The sequence below is a fragment of the Chryseobacterium gilvum genome, assembly GCF_025628965.1.
GTDB lineage: Bacteria > Bacteroidota > Bacteroidia > Flavobacteriales > Weeksellaceae > Chryseobacterium > Chryseobacterium gilvum.
This window is the reverse complement of the sequence record NZ_JAOTEN010000001.1, coordinates 1,299,853-1,325,170: the sequence shown is the minus strand read 5'-3', so window position 1 is coordinate 1,325,170 and position 25,318 is coordinate 1,299,853. Positions and strand designations below refer to the sequence as shown.

At 36.0% G+C, this 25,318-nt stretch carries 18 protein-coding genes; 11 read left to right on the top strand and 7 right to left on the bottom strand.

The genetic code is table 11. The features are described 5' to 3' along the window. Nucleotides 1-135 precede the first annotated feature (135 nt). The 8 genes from N0B16_RS06115 to N0B16_RS06080 all read left to right on the top strand — a co-directional run bounded on the left by N0B16_RS06115 (nucleotide 136) and on the right by N0B16_RS06080 (nucleotide 15,494). Nucleotides 136-2,952: a SusC/RagA family TonB-linked outer membrane protein gene (locus N0B16_RS06115; RefSeq protein ID WP_262989844.1), complete on the top strand. Its 2,817-nt coding sequence runs from the start codon at nucleotides 136-138 to the stop codon at nucleotides 2,950-2,952. Nucleotides 2,953-2,962: 10 nt separating this feature from the next. Then, on the top strand, nucleotides 2,963-4,381 hold the full coding sequence (locus N0B16_RS06110) for a RagB/SusD family nutrient uptake outer membrane protein (protein ID WP_262989843.1): 1,419 nt from the start codon (nucleotides 2,963-2,965) through the stop codon (nucleotides 4,379-4,381). A gap of 66 nt (nucleotides 4,382-4,447) precedes the next feature. Further along, nucleotides 4,448-5,836 carry a glucoamylase family protein gene (locus N0B16_RS06105; protein WP_262989842.1) on the top strand — a complete coding sequence of 463 codons (1,389 nt, stop codon included), beginning with the start codon at nucleotides 4,448-4,450 and terminating at the stop codon, nucleotides 5,834-5,836. Between the two features lie 239 nt (nucleotides 5,837-6,075). Beyond that, entirely contained in the window at nucleotides 6,076-6,783 is a 708-nt protein-coding gene (locus N0B16_RS06100; RefSeq protein ID WP_262989841.1) for a carboxylesterase family protein, read from the top strand. Nucleotides 6,784-6,882: 99 nt separating this feature from the next. Beyond that, on the top strand, nucleotides 6,883-9,213 hold the full coding sequence (gene bglX, locus N0B16_RS06095) for a beta-glucosidase BglX (RefSeq protein ID WP_262989840.1): 2,331 nt from the start codon (nucleotides 6,883-6,885) through the stop codon (nucleotides 9,211-9,213). A 108-nt stretch (nucleotides 9,214-9,321) separates the two neighbouring features. After that, entirely contained in the window at nucleotides 9,322-10,749 is a 1,428-nt protein-coding gene (gene purB, locus N0B16_RS06090; protein WP_262989839.1) for an adenylosuccinate lyase, read from the top strand. Nucleotides 10,750-10,815: 66 nt separating this feature from the next. Then, on the top strand, nucleotides 10,816-11,769 hold the full coding sequence (locus N0B16_RS06085) for a WG repeat-containing protein (RefSeq protein WP_262989838.1): 954 nt from the start codon (nucleotides 10,816-10,818) through the stop codon (nucleotides 11,767-11,769). Nucleotides 11,770-11,798: 29 nt separating this feature from the next. Further along, nucleotides 11,799-15,494, top strand: coding sequence for a phosphoribosylformylglycinamidine synthase (locus tag N0B16_RS06080; protein WP_262989837.1), 3,696 nt, complete (start codon nucleotides 11,799-11,801; stop codon nucleotides 15,492-15,494). Between the two features lie 86 nt (nucleotides 15,495-15,580). Here N0B16_RS06080 and N0B16_RS06075 read toward each other — a convergent pair whose 3' ends face one another. Continuing rightward, on the bottom strand, nucleotides 15,581-15,934 hold the full coding sequence (locus N0B16_RS06075) for a diacylglycerol kinase family protein (RefSeq protein WP_262989836.1): 354 nt from the start codon (nucleotides 15,932-15,934) through the stop codon (nucleotides 15,581-15,583). Between the two features lie 143 nt (nucleotides 15,935-16,077). Between N0B16_RS06075 and dnaN the strand changes: the two genes are divergently transcribed. The 3 genes from dnaN to N0B16_RS06060 all read left to right on the top strand — a co-directional run bounded on the left by dnaN (nucleotide 16,078) and on the right by N0B16_RS06060 (nucleotide 20,787). Continuing rightward, nucleotides 16,078-17,208: a DNA polymerase III subunit beta gene (gene dnaN, locus N0B16_RS06070; protein ID WP_262989835.1), complete on the top strand. Its 1,131-nt coding sequence runs from the start codon at nucleotides 16,078-16,080 to the stop codon at nucleotides 17,206-17,208. A 489-nt stretch (nucleotides 17,209-17,697) separates the two neighbouring features. Beyond that, complete coding sequence (gene pheT, locus N0B16_RS06065) at nucleotides 17,698-20,115, top strand: phenylalanine--tRNA ligase subunit beta (protein WP_262989834.1); 2,418 nt, start codon at nucleotides 17,698-17,700, stop codon at nucleotides 20,113-20,115. A gap of 264 nt (nucleotides 20,116-20,379) precedes the next feature. After that, the gene (locus tag N0B16_RS06060) at nucleotides 20,380-20,787 is read left to right on the top strand and encodes an META domain-containing protein (protein ID WP_262989833.1); all 408 of its coding nucleotides are present in this window, start codon (nucleotides 20,380-20,382) and stop codon (nucleotides 20,785-20,787) included. 51 nt (nucleotides 20,788-20,838) lie between these two features. On the opposite strand, the gene N0B16_RS06055 is transcribed toward N0B16_RS06060, so the two are convergent. The 6 genes from N0B16_RS06055 to N0B16_RS06030 form a co-directional block, all read right to left on the bottom strand. Continuing rightward, nucleotides 20,839-21,078: a DUF8828 family protein gene (locus tag N0B16_RS06055; protein ID WP_007845674.1), complete on the bottom strand. Its 240-nt coding sequence runs from the start codon at nucleotides 21,076-21,078 to the stop codon at nucleotides 20,839-20,841. A 37-nt stretch (nucleotides 21,079-21,115) separates the two neighbouring features. Continuing rightward, nucleotides 21,116-22,432, bottom strand: a complete 1,317-nt coding sequence (locus tag N0B16_RS06050; RefSeq protein WP_262989832.1) for a hypothetical protein — start codon at nucleotides 22,430-22,432, stop codon at nucleotides 21,116-21,118. A 59-nt stretch (nucleotides 22,433-22,491) separates the two neighbouring features. Beyond that, nucleotides 22,492-23,382 carry a 3-hydroxybutyryl-CoA dehydrogenase gene (locus tag N0B16_RS06045; RefSeq protein WP_262989984.1) on the bottom strand — a complete coding sequence of 297 codons (891 nt, stop codon included), beginning with the start codon at nucleotides 23,380-23,382 and terminating at the stop codon, nucleotides 22,492-22,494. Between the two features lie 10 nt (nucleotides 23,383-23,392). Next, nucleotides 23,393-23,794, bottom strand: coding sequence for a hypothetical protein (locus N0B16_RS06040; protein WP_262989831.1), 402 nt, complete (start codon nucleotides 23,792-23,794; stop codon nucleotides 23,393-23,395). A gap of 92 nt (nucleotides 23,795-23,886) precedes the next feature. Next, a complete protein-coding gene (gene bla-A / locus N0B16_RS06035; protein ID WP_262989830.1) occupies nucleotides 23,887-24,765 on the bottom strand; it encodes a CGA/CIA family class A beta-lactamase in 879 nt (292 codons plus the stop codon). A gap of 85 nt (nucleotides 24,766-24,850) precedes the next feature. Then, nucleotides 24,851-25,306, bottom strand: a complete 456-nt coding sequence (locus tag N0B16_RS06030) for a DUF5362 family protein (RefSeq protein ID WP_262989829.1) — start codon at nucleotides 25,304-25,306, stop codon at nucleotides 24,851-24,853. Nucleotides 25,307-25,318: the final 12 nt, after the last annotated feature.

Genomic DNA, 25,318 nt, shown 5'->3' with positions numbered 1-25,318 from the left:
AATGCATTGATAATAAAATTTTTAAGATAATTTAACATGACTTGATTTTTTTCATATTTTTGAGTAATGTCTTTTTTTGAGAATTAGGATTAACAAAGATTAATTATAATCTAAATACAAGATAAAATAAACTATATGAAACAAAGTAATGTAAAGTATTCATGTCTTATTGCAGTTCTCTACTTTGGGATGAACGTCAGTGGACAGACTGCTCCTAATGACACGCTCCCGAAAGAGCAGAAAATTGAGGAGGTTGTATTGATAGGGTACGGATCCCAAAAAAAAGAGAATGTTACAGGAAGTATCGGAACCATTAGTGCTAAAGATCTTGCCGATAAGCCGAATGCAAATCCTATAAGCTCGATTCAAGGTAAATTATCAGGTGTGCAAATCTTAAATTCTGGCGCTCCTGGAGGGTCTCCTAGAGTAGATATTAGAGGAGTTAGTTCCTTAACTGGAAAAACGGTTTTTATCGTTGATGGGATGATCACTGATGACATTTCTTTTCTGAATCCTCAAGATATTGAATCTATGAGTGTTTTGAAAGATCCTTCGAGTTTAGCAATTTTTGGAGCCAGAGCTTCCAATGGAGCGGTAATTATTAAAACGAAAATGGGGAGAGGGAAAAAACCTGTTTTCAGTTTTAATTCTTATTTAGGTTTTAAAAAGGTTACCAATATTCCTGAAATGGCAAATTCTGATCAGTATATAGAACTATATAATGAGAAGTTAAGAAACGAAGGAAATACTGATCCCACAAAATTCTTGAGCAGAGCAAATTTTCCTGCTGATACCAATTGGTTTAAGGAAATTTTCAGAACAAGCATTATTAATGCCAATGATTTTTCGGCAGCGGGTAATGCAGGGAAGCTTAATTATTATTTAAGTGTTGGAAATTTACAGGATGAGGGCAATCTTGCAGCAGGAAGAGGAATTAACTCTGGAAGCGGATTCAACAGATTAAACACGAAAGTTAATTTAACGTATAAAATAAATGACAATATTACGGTAGGAGATAACTTTTCATTTTCCAAAATGAGAACAGATATAGCACAAAATCCTTTATTGGATGCCTATACCGCACCCCCAATATTCTCCGTAATGAACCCGGGTACTGGTGGTTATCAGTTTTTCAATGGTTATTCTATTCCTAATCCAAGGGCAAAACTGGATTTATTCCGTTCCCAAACAAGACAGGAAAGATTGCTCAATAATGTTTGGGGAGAATATAAATTCTTAAAAGATTTTGCTTTAAGAGTAAGCTATACATCAGATAATATCAATACCAATAAATACGAATTCACTCCAACTTTGGATTATCAGCCACAACCTGGTGTTTCAAAATTAGTCACAAGAGATTCTAGAGATAGAAATTATGTTTGGGATAATACTTTGACATGGAAAAGAAACTTTGGAAATCATAATTTTGAAGTATTGGCAGGTTTTTCGAGAACAAGAAATTCATACTCTGAAACATATGCACAATCTCAAAATGTTTTTTATAATGGAACCAATGAGTCTTTAAGCATATCAAATGGAACTGATATTCTTATTTATAATGATGATCGAGATGCTTTAGGCTTGAACCAAGATCAATATCGTATTGAGTCATTCTTTGGAAGAGTAAATTATGATTATAAAGGAAAATATCTTTTAAATGCTTCGATACGTAGAGATGGAAGTTCACAGATTTCCACAGACAGATATAAAACTTTTCCTGCAGTAAGCGCAGGTTGGGTGATATCTAAAGAAGATTTTATGAGTGAACAGAATCTGTTTAATTTGTTAAAATTAAGAGCAAGTTATGGTGAATTAGGAAATCCTAATGTATCAAGAAGATTTACACTTAACAGAACAATCATCGAAGGAGGTGCATATTATGGAAATACAGGAAGTCCTGCGGCAACAATTGACCAGATAATTGACCCCACAATTGGGTGGGAAACCACGTCAGGAGGTGATTTAGGTTTGGAAATGGCGCTATTAAATAACAAATTGAAAATTGATGCTGCCTATTTCAGTAAAGATTCTAAAGATGTTGTCTATGGTGTATTTCAGGGTGCAATTTCCGGTGCAAGTAACTGGCGTGATTATACAACAAATGCTTATTCATTTAACAATAAAGGTTTTGAAGTATCTATAAACTATAACACAAAAATAAATGACAATGTAGGAATTGGTGTATATGGTAATTATACAGGATTAAAAAATAAGATTACATCAGTGTACGGAGGATCTTATTTGGAGGCTGGTGCAAGTTTATTCGGTAATAATATTATTAGATTACAGGAAGGTCAAGCTGTAGGATCATACTATGGTTATCAAGTTGTCGGAGTGTTCCAAAACCAAGCAGACGTTACAGCTTCAGCAATTCAGAATCAAGCAAGACCGGGAGCATTCAAGTTTGCAGATTTAGATGGTAATGGAATTATTGATACAAGAGATAAAACGTTTTTAGGAAGCCCGATTCCTAAAGGGACTTACGGTTTCGGGGTTAATATGAATATCTATGACTTCGATTTTGCAATTGATTTTCAAGGAGTATTTGGCAATAAAATTTATAATTATAACCGTGAGCAGAGATTCGGAAACGAGAATTGGGATTTAGATTTCTATAATAATAGATGGACTGGTGCCGGTACATCAAATTCTTACTCAATGGTTACCAATGATCAAGCTATTATATTACCAAGCAGTTTCTATGTCGAAGATGGGAGTTATATCAGAATTAGAAATGTACAAATTGGATATAATTTACCTAAAGTATTTTCAGATGCATTATCTATAACAAAATTGAGATTGTACGTGAGTGCACAGAATCCCTGGACCAGCTTTAAATATAAAGGATTTTCTCCAGAAATTATGAATACAGATAGAGTACAGATGGGAGTCGATCAGAATATTTATCCTATATCTGCAATCTATACTTTCGGTATGAATTTAACATTTTAAATAAACAATTATGAAAAAAATATTTTTATCCATCGCATTGGTTTCTCTTTTAGCTAGTTGCAAAGATGAATATTTAGATATAAAAGAAGAAGGTGAAGTAGAAGCAACAGCATTTTTCCAAACGCAGGATGATGCATTACAAGCAACAAGTGCTATCTACAGTTTTCTAAGAAGTTGGGAAAATTCTGCATTTCCCTATCAGTTCGTGTTTGGAGTTCCTGCAGATGATGTTTTGAAAGGATCGAATCCTGGTGATGCTTCCTTTATCAATGTATATGATAATTTTACATATACAGTAAGTGATGATGGAATTCGTGGATATTGGATCGGACAATGGCAGGCTGTTAACAGAGCAAATCAAGTGATTACCAATGTTCCCAATATTAATATGGATGCAACTTTGAAAAATAGATTGGTTGCTGAAGCAAGAATGCTGAGAGCTTATTTTTACTTTAATTTGGTAAGAATTTACGGAGGTGTACCAATTTTTGATGGTGTTCAGCAAAATTATAATATTCCTAGAAACTCAGTTGATGAGGTGTATAACTTCATTATTTCTGATCTTACAAGTGCGGCGGCAGTCCTTCCTCAGACGTATTCAGCAGGAGATTTAGGAAGAGTAACTAAAGGTGCTGCTTTAGGATTATTATCAAAAGTATATCTTTATAAAAAAGACTGGCAAAAAGCGTATGATACTTCCAATCAGGTAATCTCTATGGGATATGCTTTAGATCCAAACTTTAATCACTTATTCAGACCGGCAGGAGAGTTTGGACCTGAATCGGTTTTTGAAGTAAACTGTCAGTGCTCGGCTCAGTTTGGTGGAAGTCAATATGCTGAAGTTCAAGGTGTTAGAAATCAATATGGATGGGGATTTTTTACACCTTCAAATTCACTTGAAGCGGCTTTCGAACCAGGAGATATCAGAAAAGAACTTACAATCCTTAGAAATGGGGAAACTACTCCGGAAGGAGATGTAATTGCAATGGGAGATCCACAATCTGTTACCACCTTTAATCAAAAAGTATATGTACCATCTGCATTGAATAATAATGCATGTGGATACGGGTCAATTCAAAATATCCGAATATTAAGATTTGCAGAAATATTATTGATTAATGCAGAAGCAGCCAATGAACTAGGAAATACAGGAACAGCAATTACAAATCTCAACAAAGTAAGAACGAGAGCTGGTTTAGCGGGAACTACTGCATCTGCTCAAGGAGCATTGCGTACTGCAATATGGCAGGAAAGAAGAGTTGAGCTTGCTTTGGAAGGAGATCGTTTTGTTGATTTGGTCAGAACAGGTCAGGCTGCAACGGTTTTAGCATCCTACGGTTTTAAAGCAGGAAAAAACGAATTGTTTCCAATTCCTTTAGATGCAATGAATCAAAGTAATGGTCTTTTTGTACAAAATCCTGGTTACTAATTATTATAAAGTGTAGAGGAGAATGAAAGTTCTCCTCTTCTTTTAATATTTATTTAAATTCATATAATGAAGAGGATATTACTATCAACCACTTTGGTCTCAATATTTACATTTTCCTGCACAAATACTCAGAATGCAAATCACAAAATCTTAAAATCTCAGTCATTACAAAGGAATATTACCGATGAGCAGCTTATGGACCAGGTCCAGAAGGATGCTTTAAAATATTTCTGGGATTACGCAGAACCCAATTCAATGTTGGGACGTGAACGTTATCACGAAGATAATATCTATCCCGATAATGATAAACACGTTGTTACAACTGGTGGTTCAGGCTTTGGGTTAGCAACGATTTTAGTAGGTGTGGAAAGAGGTTTTGTGCCAAAAAAAGAAGCAGTAAAAAGATTAAATACCATCATGGATTTTCTCAAAAAATCTGACCGCTTTCATGGAGCTTGGTCGCACTGGATCAACGGACAAACAGGAAAAACCGTTCCTTTTGGGAAAAAAGACAACGGCGGAGACCTGGTTGAAACCGCATTCTTAACTTCAGGGATTTTGATGGTCCGCGAATATTTCAAAAACGGAAATACTGAAGAGAAAATGCTGGCAAAAAAATGCGATGAACTTTGGAAAGGAATCCAATGGAATTGGTATACAAAAGGGGGTGAAAAAGTACTTTACTGGCATTGGTCACCCGAATATCAGTGGGAAATGAATTTTCCGCTGCAAGGCTATAATGAATGTTTAATCACCTACATTCTAGCCGCTTCATCACCCACGTATTCAATTGATGCAGAGACTTATTATAAAGGGTGGACAAGAAATGGCACTTACCTTTCAAATAAGGAAAAATACGGACTTCCCCTGTACGTAAAGCATAACGGCGCAGAAGAATATGGCGGCCCGCTGTTCTGGGCTCATTATTCATACATCGGTTTAGATCCTACGAATTTATCAGATAAATTTATCAAAAATTACTTTGATTTAAATAAAAATCAGGTTTTGATCGATTACAAATACTGCGTTGAAAATCCAAAACAATGGAAAGGGTACGGATCAAATTATTGGGGATTAACCGCCAGTTATTCAAGAAACCAAGACGGAAGTGTAGGATATGATGCTCATTTTCCACAAAATGATCGTGGTGTGATCACTCCGACTGCTGCATTGAGCAGTTTTCCATACACCCCAAAAGAATCTATGGATTTCCTGAGATTTATATACATGCAAAAGCCGGAATTCATAGGCTCTGCAGGGCCTTACGATGCAACTTCGATTAATTATAACAATTGGACGACCCCAAGATATTTAGCAATCGATCAGGGAACTATTGCTCCCATGATCGAAAATTACAGGACAGGATTTTTGTGGAAATTATTTATGAATGCCCCTGAAATCCGGCAAGGATTAAAGAAATTAAATTTTACGTCTGAAAAATATGATATTAAATAATTTTTAGGAGCTTAATCCCGCTTTCCGCACTCGCTATTTTGTTTTGTTTCGGGGTGGCGGCAAAGCCGCCGCCCCGAAACAAAACAAAATGAGCTCAAACAAATGCTGCAATCGGGGCTAAACAATCACAGCGTAAAACCTGTCAAAGATCTAAAATAGAAATAAAACCAATAAAAAAAAACGGTAGCCTTTTTAATAAAAATAAATTCAAAAGACTGTAGTCAAAATTAAAATATTACATGAAATTAAAACTAAAATACCTTCCCATACTACTTTTGCCACTTTCAATAAGTTTACATGCTCAGGAAATCAGGGCAGAATTCAATAAAGAAGTTAAAAGGCAGGAAAAAATATCTTATATTCTCGATTATCCGCAAAACGCGAAAGGAAATATTCCTTTGATTATATTTTTACATGGTTCAGGTGAGAGGGGCACGAATCTGGAAATTGTAAAAGCACACAGTCCGTTCACATACAAAAATCTCATCAAAGAATCTGTAGCGATTTTGGCTCCACAATGCCCCGAAAATAAGTGGTGGGACACAGAAACCGTGTACAATTTAATTAAAGAAATTCAGTCAAAATATAAAATTGATGCTTCCAGAATTTACCTTACCGGTTTATCAATGGGAGGTTGGGGAACTTTAAAGCTGGCAATGGAGCATCCTGAAATGTTTGCTGCCGTAGTTTCAGTATGCGCGCCGACAGATAGGGTCATGTACGCAAATATCGATCAGTACAAAAATCTCAACATGAAAATTTTTCATGGCGGAATGGATGATGTCGTGTTGCCGGAAAATGCCCTGAACTTCTATCAGGCTCTTCATCCCGTAAATCCTACTGCAGAACTGACTATTTTCCCGAATGACAATCACAATTCCTGGGATTCAGCCTATTCAAACCCAAAATTATATGAATGGATGCTGTCAAAAAGAAAAGAAAAATAATGCATTAAAAATATGATTACCTCGCAATTTTAATAAAAAATAAATTAAGAAGACAGATGTATAAATCGGAATTCTAAAACCATAAAAAATGAAGATATAATGAGTAAAAAGTTAATTGTAATTGCAACTTTAGCCATTGCGCCTTTCTTTTCGGCACAGGAAATGATAACAAAACCCGTTCAGTCATATCAGACGGTACAATATAAGGCAAAGAAAAAAGCTTTTGTAGATAATCTTTTGTCCAAAATGACTTTAGATGAAAAAATCGGACAGTTGAATTTACCGAGTTCAGGAGATTTTACCACAGGTTTGGCACAGAATTCTGATATCGGGAAAAAGATTGAGCAAGGCTTAGTCGGTGGATTATTCAATATAAAAGGCGCTGACAAAATCAGAGCCGTTCAAAAAGTAGCAGTTGAAAAAAGCCGACTGAAAATCCCGTTGATTTTCGGGATGGATGTCATTCACGGGTATGAAACCACATTCCCGATTCCATTAGGTTTGGCGGCTTCATGGGATATGAATCTGGTTCAGCAATCCGCAAGAGTAGCAGCAAAAGAAGCAGCTTCTGATGGGATCAACTGGACTTTTTCTCCAATGGTTGATATCTCTCGCGAACCAAGATGGGGAAGAGTCTCTGAAGGTTCCGGAGAAGACCCATATTTAGGCAGTGAAATCGCTAAAAATATGGTGTATGGTTATCAGGGAAAAGATTTATCGCAGGGAAATACAATACTTGCTTGTGTAAAACACTTTGCCTTATACGGAGCAGGAGAAGCGGGGAGAGATTACAACACGGTTGATATGAGCCATATCAGAATGTTCAATGAATATTTTCCGCCTTACAAAGCAGCTGTTGATGCAGGAGTAGCTTCAGTAATGGCTTCTTTTAATGAAGTAGACGGAGTTCCGGCAACCGGGAACAGATGGCTTCAGACAGAGGTTTTAAGAAATAAATGGAATTTTAAAGGTTTTGTTGTGACTGATTATACAGGAATCAACGAGATGGTCGACCACGGAATGGGAGATCTTCAGCAGGTTTCTGCTTTAGCGTTGAAAGCCGGAGTTGATATGGATATGGTGGGTGAAGGTTTTTTAACAACATTAAAAAAATCGTTATCAGAAGGAAAAATCTCACAGGCTGAGATTGATAGGGCAGCTGAAAGGATTTTGGAAGCCAAATACGATTTAGGTTTATTTGATGACCCTTACAAATATGGTGATGCAAAATTAGCGGCAAAAGAGGTTTACAATTTGGAAAACCGCACGATAGCAAGAAATGCTGCAGCCCAGTCAATGGTGTTGATGAAAAACGAAAACCAGGTGCTGCCTTTGAAAAAATCCGGAACGGTTGCCGTAATCGGGCCATTGGTAAACAATTCTTTAAATATGGCAGGAACTTGGAGCGTCGCTGCTCAGCATGATAAAGGAGTCAATTTAATGCAGGGTTTGCAGGCAAATTACGGGAAAGATGTAAAATTCATTTCTGCTAAAGGTGCCAATATTGATTATGATGCAAAACTAGAAGACATTTACGCGGCACACGGTAAAAAAACCGACAGGGATAACCGTTCAAAAGAAATGCTGTTAAAAGAAGCGGTTGAGACAGCAAATAAAGCAGATGTAATTGTTCTGGCCATCGGAGAATCTGCGGAAATGAGCGGAGAATCTTCCTCAAGAACACAAATTACCATTCCGCAGTCGCAAATTGATTTGTTAAATGAATTAAAAAAGACAGGAAAACCAATTGCAGTCGTTCTTTTCACAGGCCGCCCTTTAGCCTTGACGAATATGAAAGAGATTCCAGATGCTATTCTTAATGTTTGGTTTGCAGGTTCTGAAGCCGGAAATGCAATTTCCGATGTTCTTTTCGGAAAAGTAAATCCTTCCGGTAAACTGCCGATGACGTTCCCGAGAAGTTTAGGACAGGTGCCTATTTATTATAATGCTAAAAATACCGGTCGGCCATTAGATCAAAAATTGGTTGATAAGTGTGAATATCAGAGATTCCGTTCCAATTATATGGATGAATGCAATACGCCGTTATACCCGTTTGGCTACGGATTGAGCTATACAAAATTCAATTATTCGGATATTACGGTTTCTAATCCGAATCCAAAAGGCAATCAAACCATTCAGGCTTCTGTAACTGTGACAAATTCTGGAAATTATGACGGAGCAGAAGTTGTTCAGTTGTACATCAGAGATTGGGTAGGAAGTATTACAAGACCCGTTAAAGAATTGAAAGGGTTTCAGAAGGTAATGCTCAAAAAAGGAGAATCCAAAAAAATCACCTTCGATATTACCCCTGAAAATCTCAAATTTTACAACGGAGATTTAAAATATGATTGGGAATCCGGAGAATTTGACATTATGATCGGAACCAATTCTGAAGAGGTAAAACATTCAAAAATAAATTGGACAAAATAAATGTAAAAGCCATTCGAAAGAGTGGCTTTTGTATTGTTAATAAATCATGAACTGGAAATTTGCCTATTCTTAGGATTATCAATATTTTTGTATATCTAAAAAGTAAAAATGAATTCCTACAAAAATCCATTGGAAGAGCGTTACTCCAGTGAAGAAATGTTATTTAACTTCTCACATAATAACAAATTCCGTACTTGGAGACAGCTTTGGATCGCTTTGGCTGAGATCGAAAAAGATTTGGGCCTTGACATTACAGACGAGCAAATCGCTGAATTAAAAGCCAACGCTGAACACATCGATTACGATAAAGCCGCAGAATACGAGAAAAAATTCCGTCATGATGTAATGGCTCACGTTCATACTTATGGAGATGTAGCGCCTTCAGCAAAAGGAATTATTCACTTAGGAGCAACTTCAGCGTTTGTAGGAGATAATACCGATTTAATTCAGATCCGTGACGGGCTTTTAATTTTAAAGAAAAAGCTGGTCAACGTAATGAAAAATATTTCAGATTTTGCGATTCAGTACAAAGATTTACCAACATTAGGCTTTACCCATTTCCAGCCGGCTCAGTTAACGACCGTTGGAAAAAGAGCGACGCTTTGGTTGCAAAGTTTAGTTCTTGATATCGAAGAGCTTGATTTCTTCCTGGAAACCCTGCGTTTCAGAGGTGTAAAAGGAACAACAGGAACTGCTGCGAGTTTCCTTGAGCTTTTTAATGGTGATTATTCTAAAGTAAAGCATTTAGATAAAGAATTGTCAAAAAGATTCGGATTCGAAAAAGTATTCGGAGTTTCCGGACAAACGTACGACAGGAAAATTGATGCAAAAGTGGTCGCTTTATTAGGAAATATCGCTCAGTCTGCCCATAAATTCACCAATGATTTGCGTCTGCTTCAAAACCTTAAGGAAATTGAAGAGCCATTCGAAAAAAACCAGATCGGTTCATCGGCAATGGCCTACAAACGAAACCCAATGCGCAGCGAAAGAATCGGAGCATTGGCAAAATATGTAATGTCTTTGACGACGAGTTCTGCAATGGTCGCTTCAACGCAATGGTTTGAAAGAACGTTGGATGATTCTGCAAATAAAAGATTGACGATTCCTCAGGCTTTTTTAGCAGTTGATGCCATTCTTTTGATTTGGAACAATATCATGAACGGAATCGTGGTATATCCAAACAGAATCAATAAACATATTATGGAAGAACTTCCTTTTATGGCGACAGAATACATCATCATGGAAGAAGTAAAAGCAGGGGGTGACCGTCAGGAAATCCACGAGGTAATCAGGGTTCATTCAATGGAAGCCTCTAAAAAAGTAAAAGAAGAGGGGAAAGAAAATGATCTAATCGAAAGAATTTTAAATGATCATTCTTTAAAATTGGATAAATCAAAATTAAAAGAAGTCTTGGATCCTAAAAATTTTATCGGTTTTGCCCCGATCCAGACGGAAGAATTTATTGCCAATGAAGTTCAACCGATTTTGGATGAAAATAAAGATCTGATAGGTTTGGAGGCTGATCTTAAAGTATAATTGATATGCAGTCTTCTCCGGCTGCATATTTTATTTTTAACCAAGCCAGAACAATCTATGAAAAAAATGTTTTTAGCTATTTTATTAATGCCAATACTTTCTTTTTCTCAGGGAAAAGAGGTTTTAAAGTATTTCATATCAAAAGATTCGTTGATTGGGGTTGAAAATCAAGACGGTAAAATCATCATTCCTGCGCAGTTTAATGTATTCTCCGATTTGATGGATGGTGAAATCATAAAAGAGCAAACTATTTATTTTGATGGAACTAAGGAAAATGAGGCAGAAGAAAAAAATGTTTGGGGATATGTTTACGACAGAAATGGAAACTTTCTTTACAGACCTTTTGCATATGACAATGGTGCAGATTATTTTTCAGAAGGAGTAAGAAGATTTGTAAAACACGGAAAAGTCGGTTTTGTGGATAGAAACGGAACAATTGTAATTAAACCTGAACATGATTTTGTCTCCCTGTTTAATTATGGTTATGCCGCTTTTTGTGACGGTTGTGATTGGGAGAAAACAGAAGATGAGCACAAAGCAATCGTTGGCGGAACTTGGAGTGTAATGAATTTCAAAGGTGAGGTTGTTAAACCAATATCAAAATCCGAAAATACAGTAGAAATTAACGGTCAGTATTATCCGTATCCATTCAAATACAATGAAAAAGAGAAGAATATTCTTCTCTTTTTCGAAAAACAAAATAAAAAGCTTTCCGACATTTATTATGTGAATGTTTACAATAAGCTATCTGAAAATCAAAAGAAATTATTTTTTGAAATTGTAGAAAGACCAAAAGGGAATTTCTCATATTATCAGATTAACACATATGATTATAGGAAGGTGGAAGCAGGATTATTTCATCGTTTTAAGTTCTTAGTGTCAGAAGATGGTAAGACCGTGGAAGCTATGGACTATGATAATAAAAAAGTTTCTTTTGAAAAATGGCTGAGAAAAGAAATACATGAAGCTGAAAATTATCAGAAAGAATATCCGGATAATCCAAACAAATTAAGTAAATAAGTCTAATAATATTTAATATCTGACATCTAATGTCTCAAAACAAAAGAATTTTCGTAGAAAAAAGAGGAATTTTCGATGTAGAAAGTCCAAATATTTTTGATGAAGTAAAAGCGGTGGTTCCGTCGGTCAAAAATGTGAAAGTGTACAATGTGTACGATATTTTCAACTTGAACGATGGTGAGTTCGAAAACGTAGTCAACAGCACTTTCGTAGATCCGGTTACGGATATTTTGCATGAAGAAAATCCTGCGGAATCAATCCATTTTGCGATGGAATTTTTACCGGGACAATATGATCAGCGCGCCGATTCTGCACAGCAATGTATCGCATTACTCACTGGAAATGAGCAATCTAAAGTAAGAAGCGGAAAACTAATCGAATTTGAGGATGTTTCCGAACCTGATTTAATTAAAATCAAAGATCTTTTGATCAACAAGGTTGAATCTCAGGAAAAAAATCTGTCAATTTTAGATATTCCTGCAGAAGAAACGCCGTCAAGGGTTATTGTTCATGAAAATTTTATCAGTTTTAATGATGCTCAGCTTGAAGAATTTTTTAACAATTACGGTTTTGCATTAGGTTTGGATGATTTAAAATTCATTCAGGAATATTTTAAAACTGAACAGAGAAATCCTACAGAAACGGAACTTAAAGTTTTAGACACGTATTGGAGTGACCACTGCCGCCACACAACATTTGAAACAGAATTGTCAGATATTGAGTTTGAAGGGTCGTTTAAACATATATTGGAAACTATTTTCAATGATTATATCGAAAAAAGAAAATTCTTAGGCCGCGAATTAAAACCAATTTCCTTAATGGATTTGGCAACCGTTTGCGGAAGATACTTCCATAAAACAGGCAATCTGGAGAATCTGGTGGTTTCTGATGAAATCAATGCGTGTACCATCCAGATTGAAGCCGAATATGATGGTAAAAAAGAACCGTGGTATTTGTTATTTAAAAACGAAACACACAATCACCCGACAGAAATTGAGCCTTTTGGAGGCGCCTCAACTTGTCTAGGCGGAGCAATCAGAGATCCATTGTCCGGACGTTCTTACGTTTTCCAGGCCATGAGATTGACAGGAGCTGCAGATGTTTTGGAACCGGTTGATCAAACGTTGCCGGGAAAATTACCTCAAAAAACCATTACAAAACAGGCCGCGAACGGATATTCTTCTTACGGTAACCAAATCGGTTTGGCAACTACGATGGTTTCTGAAATCTACGATGAAGGTTATAAAGCAAAAAGAATGGAAGTCGGTTTCGTTACCGGTGCGGTTCCCGTGGATTGGGTAAGACGTGAAAAACCATCAAATGGCGATTCTATCATCATTCTGGGTGGTGCAACGGGTCGTGACGGAGTGGGAGGAGCAAGCGGAAGTTCAAAAGAACAGGATGAAACTTCGATCCACACCATGAGCTCGGAAGTGCAGAAAGGAAATGCCGTCGAAGAGCGCAAAATCCAGAGGCTGTTCAGAAATCCTGAAGTGACGAGACTGATCAAAAAATCAAATGACTTCGGAGCGGGAGGTGTTTCTGTAGCTATTGGTGAAATCGCCGATTCTCTGGAAGTTAATCTAGATGTTTTACCATTAAAATATGAAGGCTTAAACGGAACCGAGCTTGCTATTTCTGAATCTCAGGAAAGAATGGCCGTTGTGGTTGAGCCGAAAGATAAAGAGCAATTTATCAGCTTCTGTGAAGCTGAAAATATTGTCGCTGTTGAGGTGGCAAAAGTAACAGATTCGGGAAGAATGCAGATGTTTTGGAAAGGCGACAAGATTGTTGATCTTTCAAGGGAATTTTTGGATACGAACGGCTGTTCTAAAAGCCAGGAAGTTAAGATTACGCACCTTAACGAGTTAAAAGAAGAATCAAAATTGTTTAATGAAGAAAATTTCCTGAAAATTTTGAGCGATAAAAATGTCGCTTCTCAAAAAGGGCTGCTTGAAATGTTTGATTCTTCTATCGGTGCAACTACGGTTGCAATGCCTTTAGGCGGAAAGTATCAGCAGACTTTGATGGAAGGAAGCGCTCAGACTCTGCCCATTTTAGGTGCAACAAATATTGAAACGGTTTCACTGGCGAGCTGGGGTTTTGATGCGGAAATTTCTAAGCAAAATTCATTGCTGGGAGCTTCTTATGCAGTCGTTGAAAGTGTCGCAAAAATCGTTGCAATGGGAGGCGATTACAAAAATATCAGATTAAGTTTTCAGGAATATTTTGAAAAATTGGGTCAGAACCCTGAGAAATGGGGCAAACCTTTAGCGTCTTTATTGGGAGCGTACGATGCTCAGATCAATCTTGGTTTAGCCGCCATCGGAGGAAAAGATTCAATGAGTGGAACGTATCAGGATCTGAATGTTCCTCCAACATTGATTTCTTTTGCATGTGCAAACGGAGAAAAGAAGAATGTAATCTCACCGGAATTTAAAAACGAAGGAAATAAAATCTATTTCTTCAATCATCTTGCTCAGGAAAACGGACTTCCGGATTATGATACATTAAAGAAAATGTATGAATATATTTTTGAGCATATCAAAGCCGGAAAAATTGTTTCTGTCAAAACCATCAAGGAAGGCGGGATTGCGGTAGCCTTAGCTAAAATGAGTTTTGGAAACAGATTGGGTGCCGTAATTACAGTGGATGAAAAAGTCTTATTATCAAAAAATATTGGCAGTTTAATTATAGAATCAACAGATGAATTGAATTTTAATGGCATTCAATTAATTGGTGAAGTTAAAAATTCAAATACTTTGAAAATCAATAATTTAGATTTTAGTATCGAAAAATTGATTGAAGCCAATACAAAAACCTTTAATGCTCTTTTTCCTACTGTAGAAAAAGAAAAAATCACAGTTGATTTGGATGAAAAATTAAAGTCAATTAAACCAAGAAAAATTAGTATTAAAAAACATGGTATCGCTCAACCCAATGTTTTTGCCCCTGTTTTTCCGGGCACCAATTGTGAGTATGATATCATAAATGCGTTTAGGAAAGAAGGTGCAAATGTGAGCAGTTTACCTTTGATCAATATCAATCATCAGTTATTGGATGAAAGCATTGATGCGTGGGTTGAAAAAATTAATGAATCTCAAATTTTGGCTTTTTCCGGAGGTTTCTCTGCAGGTGATGAGCCGGATGGTTCTGCAAAATTTATCGTTAACGTACTGAAAAACGAAAAGATGAAAAACGCCGTTCATGAATTGCTTGAAAGAGACGGAATGATCATCGGGATTTGTAACGGTTTTCAGGCGTTAATAAAATCCGGATTACTGCCGTATGGAAGAATTAAAGATTTGGATGAAAATTCTCCGACTCTGGCCCACAATGCGATTAGAAGACATATTTCTCAAATGGTGAATGTAAAGGTTCTTAATGACGAATCTCCTTGGCTGAAAGGGATGAAAGATCAGGTCTTTACCATCCCTATTTCTCACGGAGAAGGTCGTTTCATGGCTTCGAAGGAAGAAATTCAGAAACTGTACGAAAACGGCCAGATTGCCACACAATATTTAGACGTAGAAGGAAACATTGCCCACGGAATGCCGTTCAATCCTAATAATTCATTATTCGGAATTGAAGGAATTACAAGCCCTTGTGGAAAAATCTACGGTAGAATGGGACATCCTGAACGTTTTGCAGAGGGTTTGATGAAAAATATTCCGACTGCGAATTATCACAATATCTTTAAAAATGGAGTGGAATATTTTAAATAAAATTTGGACATTGGCTTAAATCTCAAACTTAACGGGTTTTTAAAACCCGTTAGGTTTCAATAAAACGAATTGTAATAATTTTTGCATTAGCAAATATATTTCCAATACACAGAAATTCCCACCACTATAGAAGCAATTGCCATCAAAACTACCGCACCTGCCGAAATATCTTTAATAAAACCTATTCTTTTATCGAATTCAGGCTGTATGATATCGCATATTTTTTCGATTGCTGTGTTGAAAATCTCAGCCGCTAAAACGCCAAAAGAAACCATCAGAATCAAAAGTGCATCCACAGTGGTAACCTTCAAGTAAAAAATTAAGAAAATATTGACCGCAAATGCCAAAAGCTCAATCTGGAAGTTCCTTTCAGATTTCAACATCCAGAAAATACCCCGGAAAGCATGTAGGAAACTTTTATGAATGGCAGGTTTACGCATTTTTAAAAATAGATATATGCAAAGATAACTTATTAATAATTTCAGAAAAAACAAATTCTTTTGATGGTTGTTAATAACTCTGAGTATTATTCTTTTCTATCTGTTTTGTATTTGTTATATTTGTAAAAACTTATTTTAAATCTATGAAATTTATTATTTCAAGTGGTGAACTTCAGAAAGCATTGCAAACTGTAAGTGGCGTAATATCAAGTTCTCAATCTAGACCTATCTTAGAAAACTATCTTTTTGAGTTAAACGAAAACAATCTTACCATTACCGCATCTGACGGCGAAACTACATTGATGACTTCCCTGGATGTAAAATCTGATGATTCGGGAAGATTTGCAGTTCCTGCCAAAATTTTTCAGGATTTTATAAAAACATATGGCGAACAGCCTCTGACTTTGGCAGTAAAAGACAATGCGGAAGGTACAGGAAGCCAGCTTGAGATTTTAGATGAAAAAGATAATTTTGCAGTAGCACTGGATAATGCAGATGATTACCCGGAAATACCGGAATTTGACGCGGCACAAAGCGTAACAATGCCTGCAGGCGTTTTGTCTGAAGCACTCACAAATACTCTTTTTGCGACAAGCAACGATTCTCTGCGCCCTGTAATGACAGGAGTTCTTTTCCAGTTTGGAGAATTGGAAACAAACTTTGTCTCTACCGATTCTCACAGATTGGTGGTGTATAAAAGAACAGACCTGATAAATCCTGAACCTATGGAATTTATCATGCCTAAAAAACCTCTGAATATCTTTAAAAATATATTGGCAAGTTCAAATGAAGACATTACGATAGACTTCAATGAGAACATGGCCAAATTCACTTTTGGAAAACACATCTGGATCTGTAGGCTGATTGACGGAAAATACCCGAATTATACAGCCGTAATTCCTAAAGAAAATCCTAATGTTTTGACCATCAACAGAAACCTTTTGTTGGGTGCCATCAAAAGAGCCTCAATCATGTCAAATAAATCTACCAATCAGGTAAGATTTAAATTGTCTGCAAACATTCTTCACCTTCACGCAGAAGATACTGAATATGCAAACAAAGCAGATATGCAGATTCCTTGTGATTACAACGGAGAGGATATCAATATCGGCTTCAGTTCTAAATTTTTAACGGAAATGCTGAGCATTCTCGGAGCAGACGATATCACCATGAAAATGTCTCAACCCAACAGACCTGGAATCATCGAACCTTTAGACGGGCTTGAAGAAAACGAGAATATACTGATGTTATCTATGCCGGTGATCGGATTGTAATTTTCATCATATACATATTATAAAGGCTGATTTTTTCAGCCTTTTTGTTTTATAATCAATCACCGAAAACAAGAATGATTTTTAGTGAAACTGATAAATATAGGCCATAGATTAATCTATGGTCTTCTATTTGCAATTGTACGGTATCAGTTAACTTTAAAAATAAGGATATGATAGAAAAATTCATAGAAGCAATAATGCAGAGATTTCACAGATGTACCATTTTCAGGGGATTGGAAAGATTTAAGTTTTAATTTAAATTATAATCGGTTCTAATGTTATGGTGTGATACAATTTTATCACAACTTGCTTTGTGATCACGTAGATTGTTTAAGAAATGACAATAATAAATTTGAATTGTCATGAGATATAAATTTCTTTATTTATCAAAAAAACACGACATTTGTAAGCGAAAAATTCAGATTAAAATTTTTAAAGAAAGTGTACCCATTAGTGGGGCATCATCTTAAAATAACAGATAGAATACGAATGAAAATATCAAACAACTGGCTTCAAGATTATATAAAAACAGAACTGAAATCCGAAAAGATAGGAGAATTTCTTACAGATATCGGTCTTGAAGTTGAAGGAATTGAGAAATTTGAAAGCATACAGGGAAGTCTTGAAGGGATTGTAGTAAGCAAAGTGTTGACCTGTGAAAAACATCCCAATGCTGATAAACTGAAGAAAACAACAGTTGATGTAGGCAACGGTAAAATTTTACATATCGTTTGCGGAGCCCCGAATGTGGAAGCCGGACAAACGGTGCCCGTTGCAACCGTAGGAACCAGAATCTATGATAAAACCGGCAACTTTTTTCAGATCAAAGAAGCGAAAATCAGAGGAGAAGTTTCGCAAGGGATGATCTGCGCAGAAGATGAGCTTGGTCTCAGTGATGATCACGGTGGAATTATGGTTTTGGATGAAGCAAAATATGAAGTTGGAAGTAATTTCTCAGAATATTTTGAATTGGTAAATGATGATGTATTTGAAATCGGATTGACGCCCAACCGTACAGATGCAATGTCTCACTATGGCGTTGCAAGAGATCTTCATGCTTATTTATCAACCAATCAGCAAAAATCCCAGTTTGAAAAAATTTCTCCTGTTTCTATAGAATGTGAAGGTAAAAATAATTTTACATTAGAAATTGAAGATGCCGAACTTACCCCAAGATATATCGGAGCCGTAATTGAAAATGTAAACGTTGCAGAATCTCCGTCTTGGCTTAAAGACAGGTTAAAAGCAATCGGATTGGCTCCGATTAACAATGTAGTTGACTGTACCAATTACATTCTTCATGGTTTGGGACAGCCTTTACACGCTTTTGATGCGGACAAGATTGCAGATCAGAAAATAAAGGTAGGAACAGTAAAGGAAGGGACAAAATTTACCACTTTAGACGGTGTTGAAAGAACCCTGAAAGGTTCTGAAATTATCATTAAAGATGGAAAAGATAATCCGATGTGTATTGCCGGAGTTTTCGGTGGTGCTGAATCGGGAGTTTCCGGTGAAACCAAAACCATTTTCCTGGAAAGCGCATATTTTAACCCCGTTGCGATCCGTAAAGCCGCAAAATCCCACGGTTTAAATACCGATGCTTCCTTCAGATTTGAAAGAGGGGTAGATCCGCATATGACAAAAACAGCGATTACTCATGCCATCAAGTTAATCCTGGAACTGACCGGAGGAAATCTGGCAGGAGAATTACTGGAAGAATATCCTAAAAAAATTGAAGATCATTATGTGATCATCAGATTCTCAAAAATAGAGCAGATTTTAGGAACAAAAATCCATAGAGAAAAAGTAAAAGAGATTTTAAAAGCACTTGAAATTCAGGTTTTAAATGAGATTCAGAACGGTTATGAAATCTCCGTGCCTTCATATAGAGCAGATGTTACCCGCGAAATCGATGTGATTGAAGAAATCCTCAGGATCTATGGATATAATAAAATTGATGCTCCTCAAAAATTTTCTTTCACGCCGGTAAAACTTGATTCAAATGATCAGGATGAGTTGGAAAACAGTTGGGCAAGATCCTTACAGAGCTTAGGCTTCAACGAAGTCATGAATAATTCCCTTACTTCAGTAAAAGATGAAACGGATGCGGTAAAATTACTTAATCCTTTAAGCAATGATCTGGCTTTCATGAGAAAATCCCTTATGGAAGGGCTTCTGCAGAATGCGGTTTATAATATCAACAGAAAAAATCAGGATATTAAATTTTTCGAATTTGGAAAAATTTATCATAAAAGTCCGGCAGGCTCAGAAAAAAAATATGCGGAACGGAAACAGCTGGCGATTTTAGTAACCGGAAGAAATGTCTCTGAAAACTGGCTGCAGCCAAAATCAGCTACAAGTTTTTATGATTTAAAAGCTTACGTGAAAGTGCTTTTGCAAAAATTAGGAATAGATTACAAAGAAACGGCAATATCTGATGAACGATTTTCTGATGCTTTGGCGTTTGAAGCAGCAGGAAAAATCTTGGTGAAACTAGGAAAAGCAGCTCCTCAAATGTTAAAGGATTTCGATATCGATCAGGATTGCTTTTATGCAGAAATAGAACTGGAACTTGCGCAGTTGTTGCGTGTAAAGAACGAACTGAAGTTTAAAGACATTCCGAAATTTAATAAAATCAGAAGAGATCTAGCGCTTCTTATCGATAAAAATATTACCTATCAGGAATTATATCAGACGGCAAAAAAGAATAAATCTCCATTTATTAAAACCATCAACCTGTTTGATGTTTATGAAGGTAAAAACCTTCCGGAAGGTAAAAAATCTTATGCGATGAGCTTTGAATTGTTAAATGAGGAAAAAACACTCGAAGAGAAAGAAATTTCTGAAGTGATGGATTCTTTAATTAAATCATTCCAAAAAGAATTCAACGCAGAACTACGATCATAATGATTTGAAAAAATAAATAAGAAACGGGCTTTAGCCCGTTTTTTTATGCGATATATTGATATAAACAGCTTCATTAATTTTGGAAACCCTTCCAGCGTTTTAAAACGCTGGAAGGGTTGATCAATTCTCAATATATAAAACTGTCAAAAGTTATCAAGAGTTCAGTGAATTGCGTCTTTAGAATTTATAATATTATCATAAATTAATTATGAGTATCCTTTGGATAGGATAATTTCCGTAAATTTGAGTAAATCAAAAGAAATAATGAAAAATCTTTTTTTAAGTATATGTACTGTCGCTTTTTTGGCGTCATGCGGAACGATGGCAAATTCAACATCTAAAGTTGGAAAATCTCAACCTTCAATTGCGGCTACCAAATGGGTTTTGGCAGATAACGTAAAGGGAAAAACCCCGACTCTGAATATTGATGGAGCAAAAGTAAACGGAAATGCAGGTTGCAACAGCTATTTCGGAACATTATCGACAGATGCAGCTGCAGGTACATTTACCGCTTCTCAGATGGGATCTACCAAAATGGCCTGTGAAAATATGAGTGTTGAACAAAATTTTATGAGTATGATGCAGAAAGCCAACAAATATGTAGTTTCAGGCAATACTTTAGAATTATATCAGGATAATCTGTTATTATTGAAATTTAATAAAGCAGAATAAAAAAAGGAACTCAGATCTGAGTTCCTTTTTTTTATGAGTAATAAGTATTGATTATTCTTCCTCTTCTTCGTCATATTTTGCCAGCTCTTCATCACACCATTTGAATGCAGCTTCTACAACCTTTGTAGCCTCATCTGCCATGGTTTCTTCATCATCGCCTTCCAGATCATCCAGCCATTCAACTTCTTCTTCCTCAACATTCAGGATGAATCTTGGATATTCTGTATGTACTACAAATAAATCTTCAGGAAATTCCGAATTGTCTGCTAATAAAAACTTTGGTAATTTCATTTTTTTAATGTTTAAACTTTCTCAAAGATAAATAAAATTATTGATATTTATTCTTGTCGATTTTAATTTTTTGTAAAACTTTATGAGGGGTAAGTGTTGTTTTTTTTAGCGTATCTCCGGGTTTTTCGGTAAAATCAATATGAGGATTTACCGTACTGATAAGTTCCGCAATCTGCACATTTTCAAGATTTTCGATATCGTCTGTATAAAACAGGAGCGGTACTTTTTCCAGATTTTCTGAATGAAGGTAGCGTTCGATTTCTTTCCTGTTTTCAAGATAGAATCCTCTCGACATCCATGTAAAAGTCATTCCTGTCACGATGCTTAAAGCTCCCATAATGTAAGTCTTGATTCCGAATAGACGAAACAGTTTTTTAAAAAAAACCAGCCAGACCGGAAAACTGAAAGGAGCAAGCAATCTGTAATCTATTGCGTCTATCCAATAAAAATATTGCACAAAATAAGTGCATATAATGCCAGTAATTCCGATCGTGATCATGTATACTTCGGATTCTGAGAGCGTAAATCTGGTAAAAAGAAAAATGATCAGCAAAATATTCAGAACTCCAACGCTGTAAATTCCGTAGTTGATCATTCCGCCTCCGGGATTTGAAATGTGTACAAAAGGGTTAAAACTTGTCGCCAATCCTGAAAATAATTCCGGAAGGAGTGTTGATGTTGGTTTCAATCCTATTTCGAGAGACTGCTGAATATAGTTTTCATTAAAATAATCAATAAATAATAGCTTATAAGCAATTATATATACACAGGCTGCTGCAGCCGAATACATAAAAATCGGACCATATTTTTTCCTGAAAGAAAGCAATCCGAATAATCCTGTTCCGGCTACTAAAAACAAGGCGCTGTATCGGATATTATATAACAAAATTAAAATAATTGATATATAGAAAAGAGCTTTCCGGTAATTCAGCTGGCCTTCAATCGTTCGATGAGAAACATACAGAAGAATCAAAACAAAAGGCAGTGTGAATGCTTCGCTTAAGGTGGATGAAAAAATACTGACAAAACTAAATAATGAACATGCGATTACGGTTTCTTTTAGGTAAAAATCTTTTTTCCAGGCGTAAAAAATGATGAAAAGCAAAGAGGAAATTCCTACAATTTTGCTCCCCCAAAATTCATCAGATCCAAAAAAGGTAAAAAATTTTATGCTTAAAGGGTATCCTAAAGGCGTAATGGTATTATCAATCGTAGGGAAAACTTTCGCAAATCGTAAAAATCGTATAGAATCTGGCGTGACTCTTCCTTTTTCATTAAGTAAAAAACGCAAAATGGTCATCAATACAGTAATGATGACCAAACTAATCTGAATGTATTTTTCTTTAATTTTCATTGGTTGCAAATGAAGAGCAGCCAAATTTATAACTTATAATTCAAAATGGATAGCAAAGATTATTTTAAAAACATTTTTGACACTTTTTCAGCCTTTTTGCTTTCTGAATAATCATAGAAACCTTCTCCTGATTTCACTCCTAATTTTCCTGCCATAACCATATTTACCAGTAATGGGTTTGGAGCGTATTTCGGGTTTTTGAAACCGTCGTACATAACATTTAAAATGGCTAAACAAACATCAAGACCAATAAAATCTGCCAGTTGCAGCGGTCCCATCGGATGTGCCATCCCGAGTTTCATTACGGTATCAATTTCTTCTACACCTGCAACGCCGTTATATAATGTTTCGATTGATTCATTGATCATCGGCATTAAGATTCTGTTGGCCACAAAACCCGGATAATCATTTACTTCGACAGGTACTTTACCCAGGGTTTTACTCATTTCATAAATAGAATCAAAGGTTTCTTTAGAAGTAGAGTAGCCTTTGATGATCTCAACAAGTTTCATAATCGGAACCGGATTCATAAAATGCATCCCGATCACTTTATCTGCTCTTTTGGTGGCCGCCGCGATTTTTGTAATCGAAATTGAAGAAGTATTGGTAGATAAAATGCAGTTTTCGGGCGCAAATTCGTCCATCTGGGCAAATATTTTCAGCTTCAGGTCCTGATTTTCCGTAGCCGCTTCCACCACAAGATCAGCATCGGTCACGGCATCCTGCAATGCCGTAAACGTTTTAATATTTCCTAATGTTTCTGTTTTTTGTTCTTCTGAAAGGTTTCCCTTTGCAATTATTCTGTCAAGATTGGTGGTAATGGTTTTTAATCCTTTATCGAGTGCATCCTGCGATACATCTACCAGATTTACACGAAAACCGCTTTGTGCGAATGTATGTGCAATCCCGTTTCCCATGGTTCCTGCTCCGATAACTACAATGTTTTTGATCATTTTTTCTTTATTTTTTATAAATCGTTAAATTTTGTGACAGATCAGCTTTTTTAATGATTTCTCCCTCAAAACCTACAAACCCGTCTCTGTTTTTCTTTCTGTTGTTGTTTTGGGTATCTATAACTGACTGTAAGCCTTTCATAAAGCTGGCTTTTCTGGTTTTTGAAAGAGGATCAATTCCTATGTACAAACGAAATTCTCCTTCTCTTCCTAAACCGTTCTGTCTGAGTATTTCAAGTGTTTTCAGTTTGTTTTTTTTCTGGAACTGGCTTACATAATTCATTACCGGATCTGTAGAAGGCGTTCCGCAGCAAATACTTCCATAACTGACCTGTAAATAGTTTTCATTTTTCTGCGAAAAAAAGAATGTAAAGCTTAAAATGCTGACTATTATTAATAATTTTTTCATTTTTAATTTGTTTTAAATGATTACTATCAAAGGACAAATAATATGCCCCATTGAAATTCCATTTTATGAGGGTTAAAAATAAGCTTTAAAATTTACTTATTAAAATCATCCCAAACTGCTTTAGAAATATCAGAAATCATTTTACAGTTTACCGCGTCAGATTCCATAGAATTGCTTACAAATACAGCGATCGCGTAATGTTTTCCATTGGGTAAAGTAACGATTGCGATTTCATTTTCAGCACCTGTTAAACCGGCATCGTTTTTTCCTGAAGCTCCCGTTTTTCGTGCGACAGGAGTTCCTTTTGGAAGCTGTTCAATTAATTTATTCAGCCCGGTTGATGTAGACAGCATGACCTTCATCAGATAATCAGTAGATTTTTTCGATAAAAGTTTTCCTTCAAAGAATTTTTTCAGGACATCAACAGCCGAAAGCACCGTACAGTAGTTTTCATATTGTACACTCCAGTCATTATGCATGGCTGCTTCATTGTATTTTATCTGAAATCCTTTTACGCCTTTGGAATCCATAAATTTCTGAACCGTTTGTGGCCCTCCCAATAATTTTAGCATTATATCGCAGCCGTTATTGTCACTTCTTGCAACGGTCATTTCCAGGATTTCGTTCAGCGGAACTTCTACATTTCCGTTAGGATATTTTTCGCGGAGCGGCGACCATGTATTTTCTAATAAATTAGACTGGTCCAGTAAAATTTTCTGATCCAGAGACAATTTCCCCTGATCAACAAAATCTAAAACTGCCGCCGCAATATGAAATTTGAAGACACTTTGCATCGGAAGTTTTTTATCGGCGTTTTTATTATAAGTAAAACCATTTTCAAAGCCTAAAACAGAGATGCCCACAGTAGCTTTTTTGTCTTTGATTATGACATTGATCTTTTGTTCCAGAGCAGATTGTTGTGCAATCATCAATGTTGAGATCAAAAGAAAAAACAAGCTTATTTTTTTCATAATATTTAATTTAAAAAAGTCCCTTTTAGAAGCTAAAAGGGACTTGCAATTTAATATATTTTAAGTTTAATTTAAAAAAATATGTTTATCTCATATTGCTGAATCCTACCACCATTGCGCCTAAAATGGCGATAATGTAAATGGCAAACAGAACAATTGTAAGGATTCCTATAAACTTATAATGTGATTTCAGATATTCAAATGCTTTAGTAAGTGCTGCCTGATTATTGTTGCGCAAAGCAGATTTCATATTTGAAGAAAATTTGTATAAATAATTGATAGGGAAAAAATAAAAAGCCGCCAATGCAAGGTAAATCAGTGAAAATAAAATACCGCCACCCATCGGCATCATGCTGTTGTAGGAACTCATTGAGGCTCCTAAAGTCATCATAAGCAGAGCGGCAAGAATCATAAAGCCTATTCCGATATAGCCCAATATGGCTAAAAATGTAGTCCATTTTGCTGCTTCTATAAGAAAAGTTTTTGCAGCGCTGTCGATCCTTAATTCATCAAATTGCTCAAAAGGAGATTGTGTTTCCATAATAGTTATTAT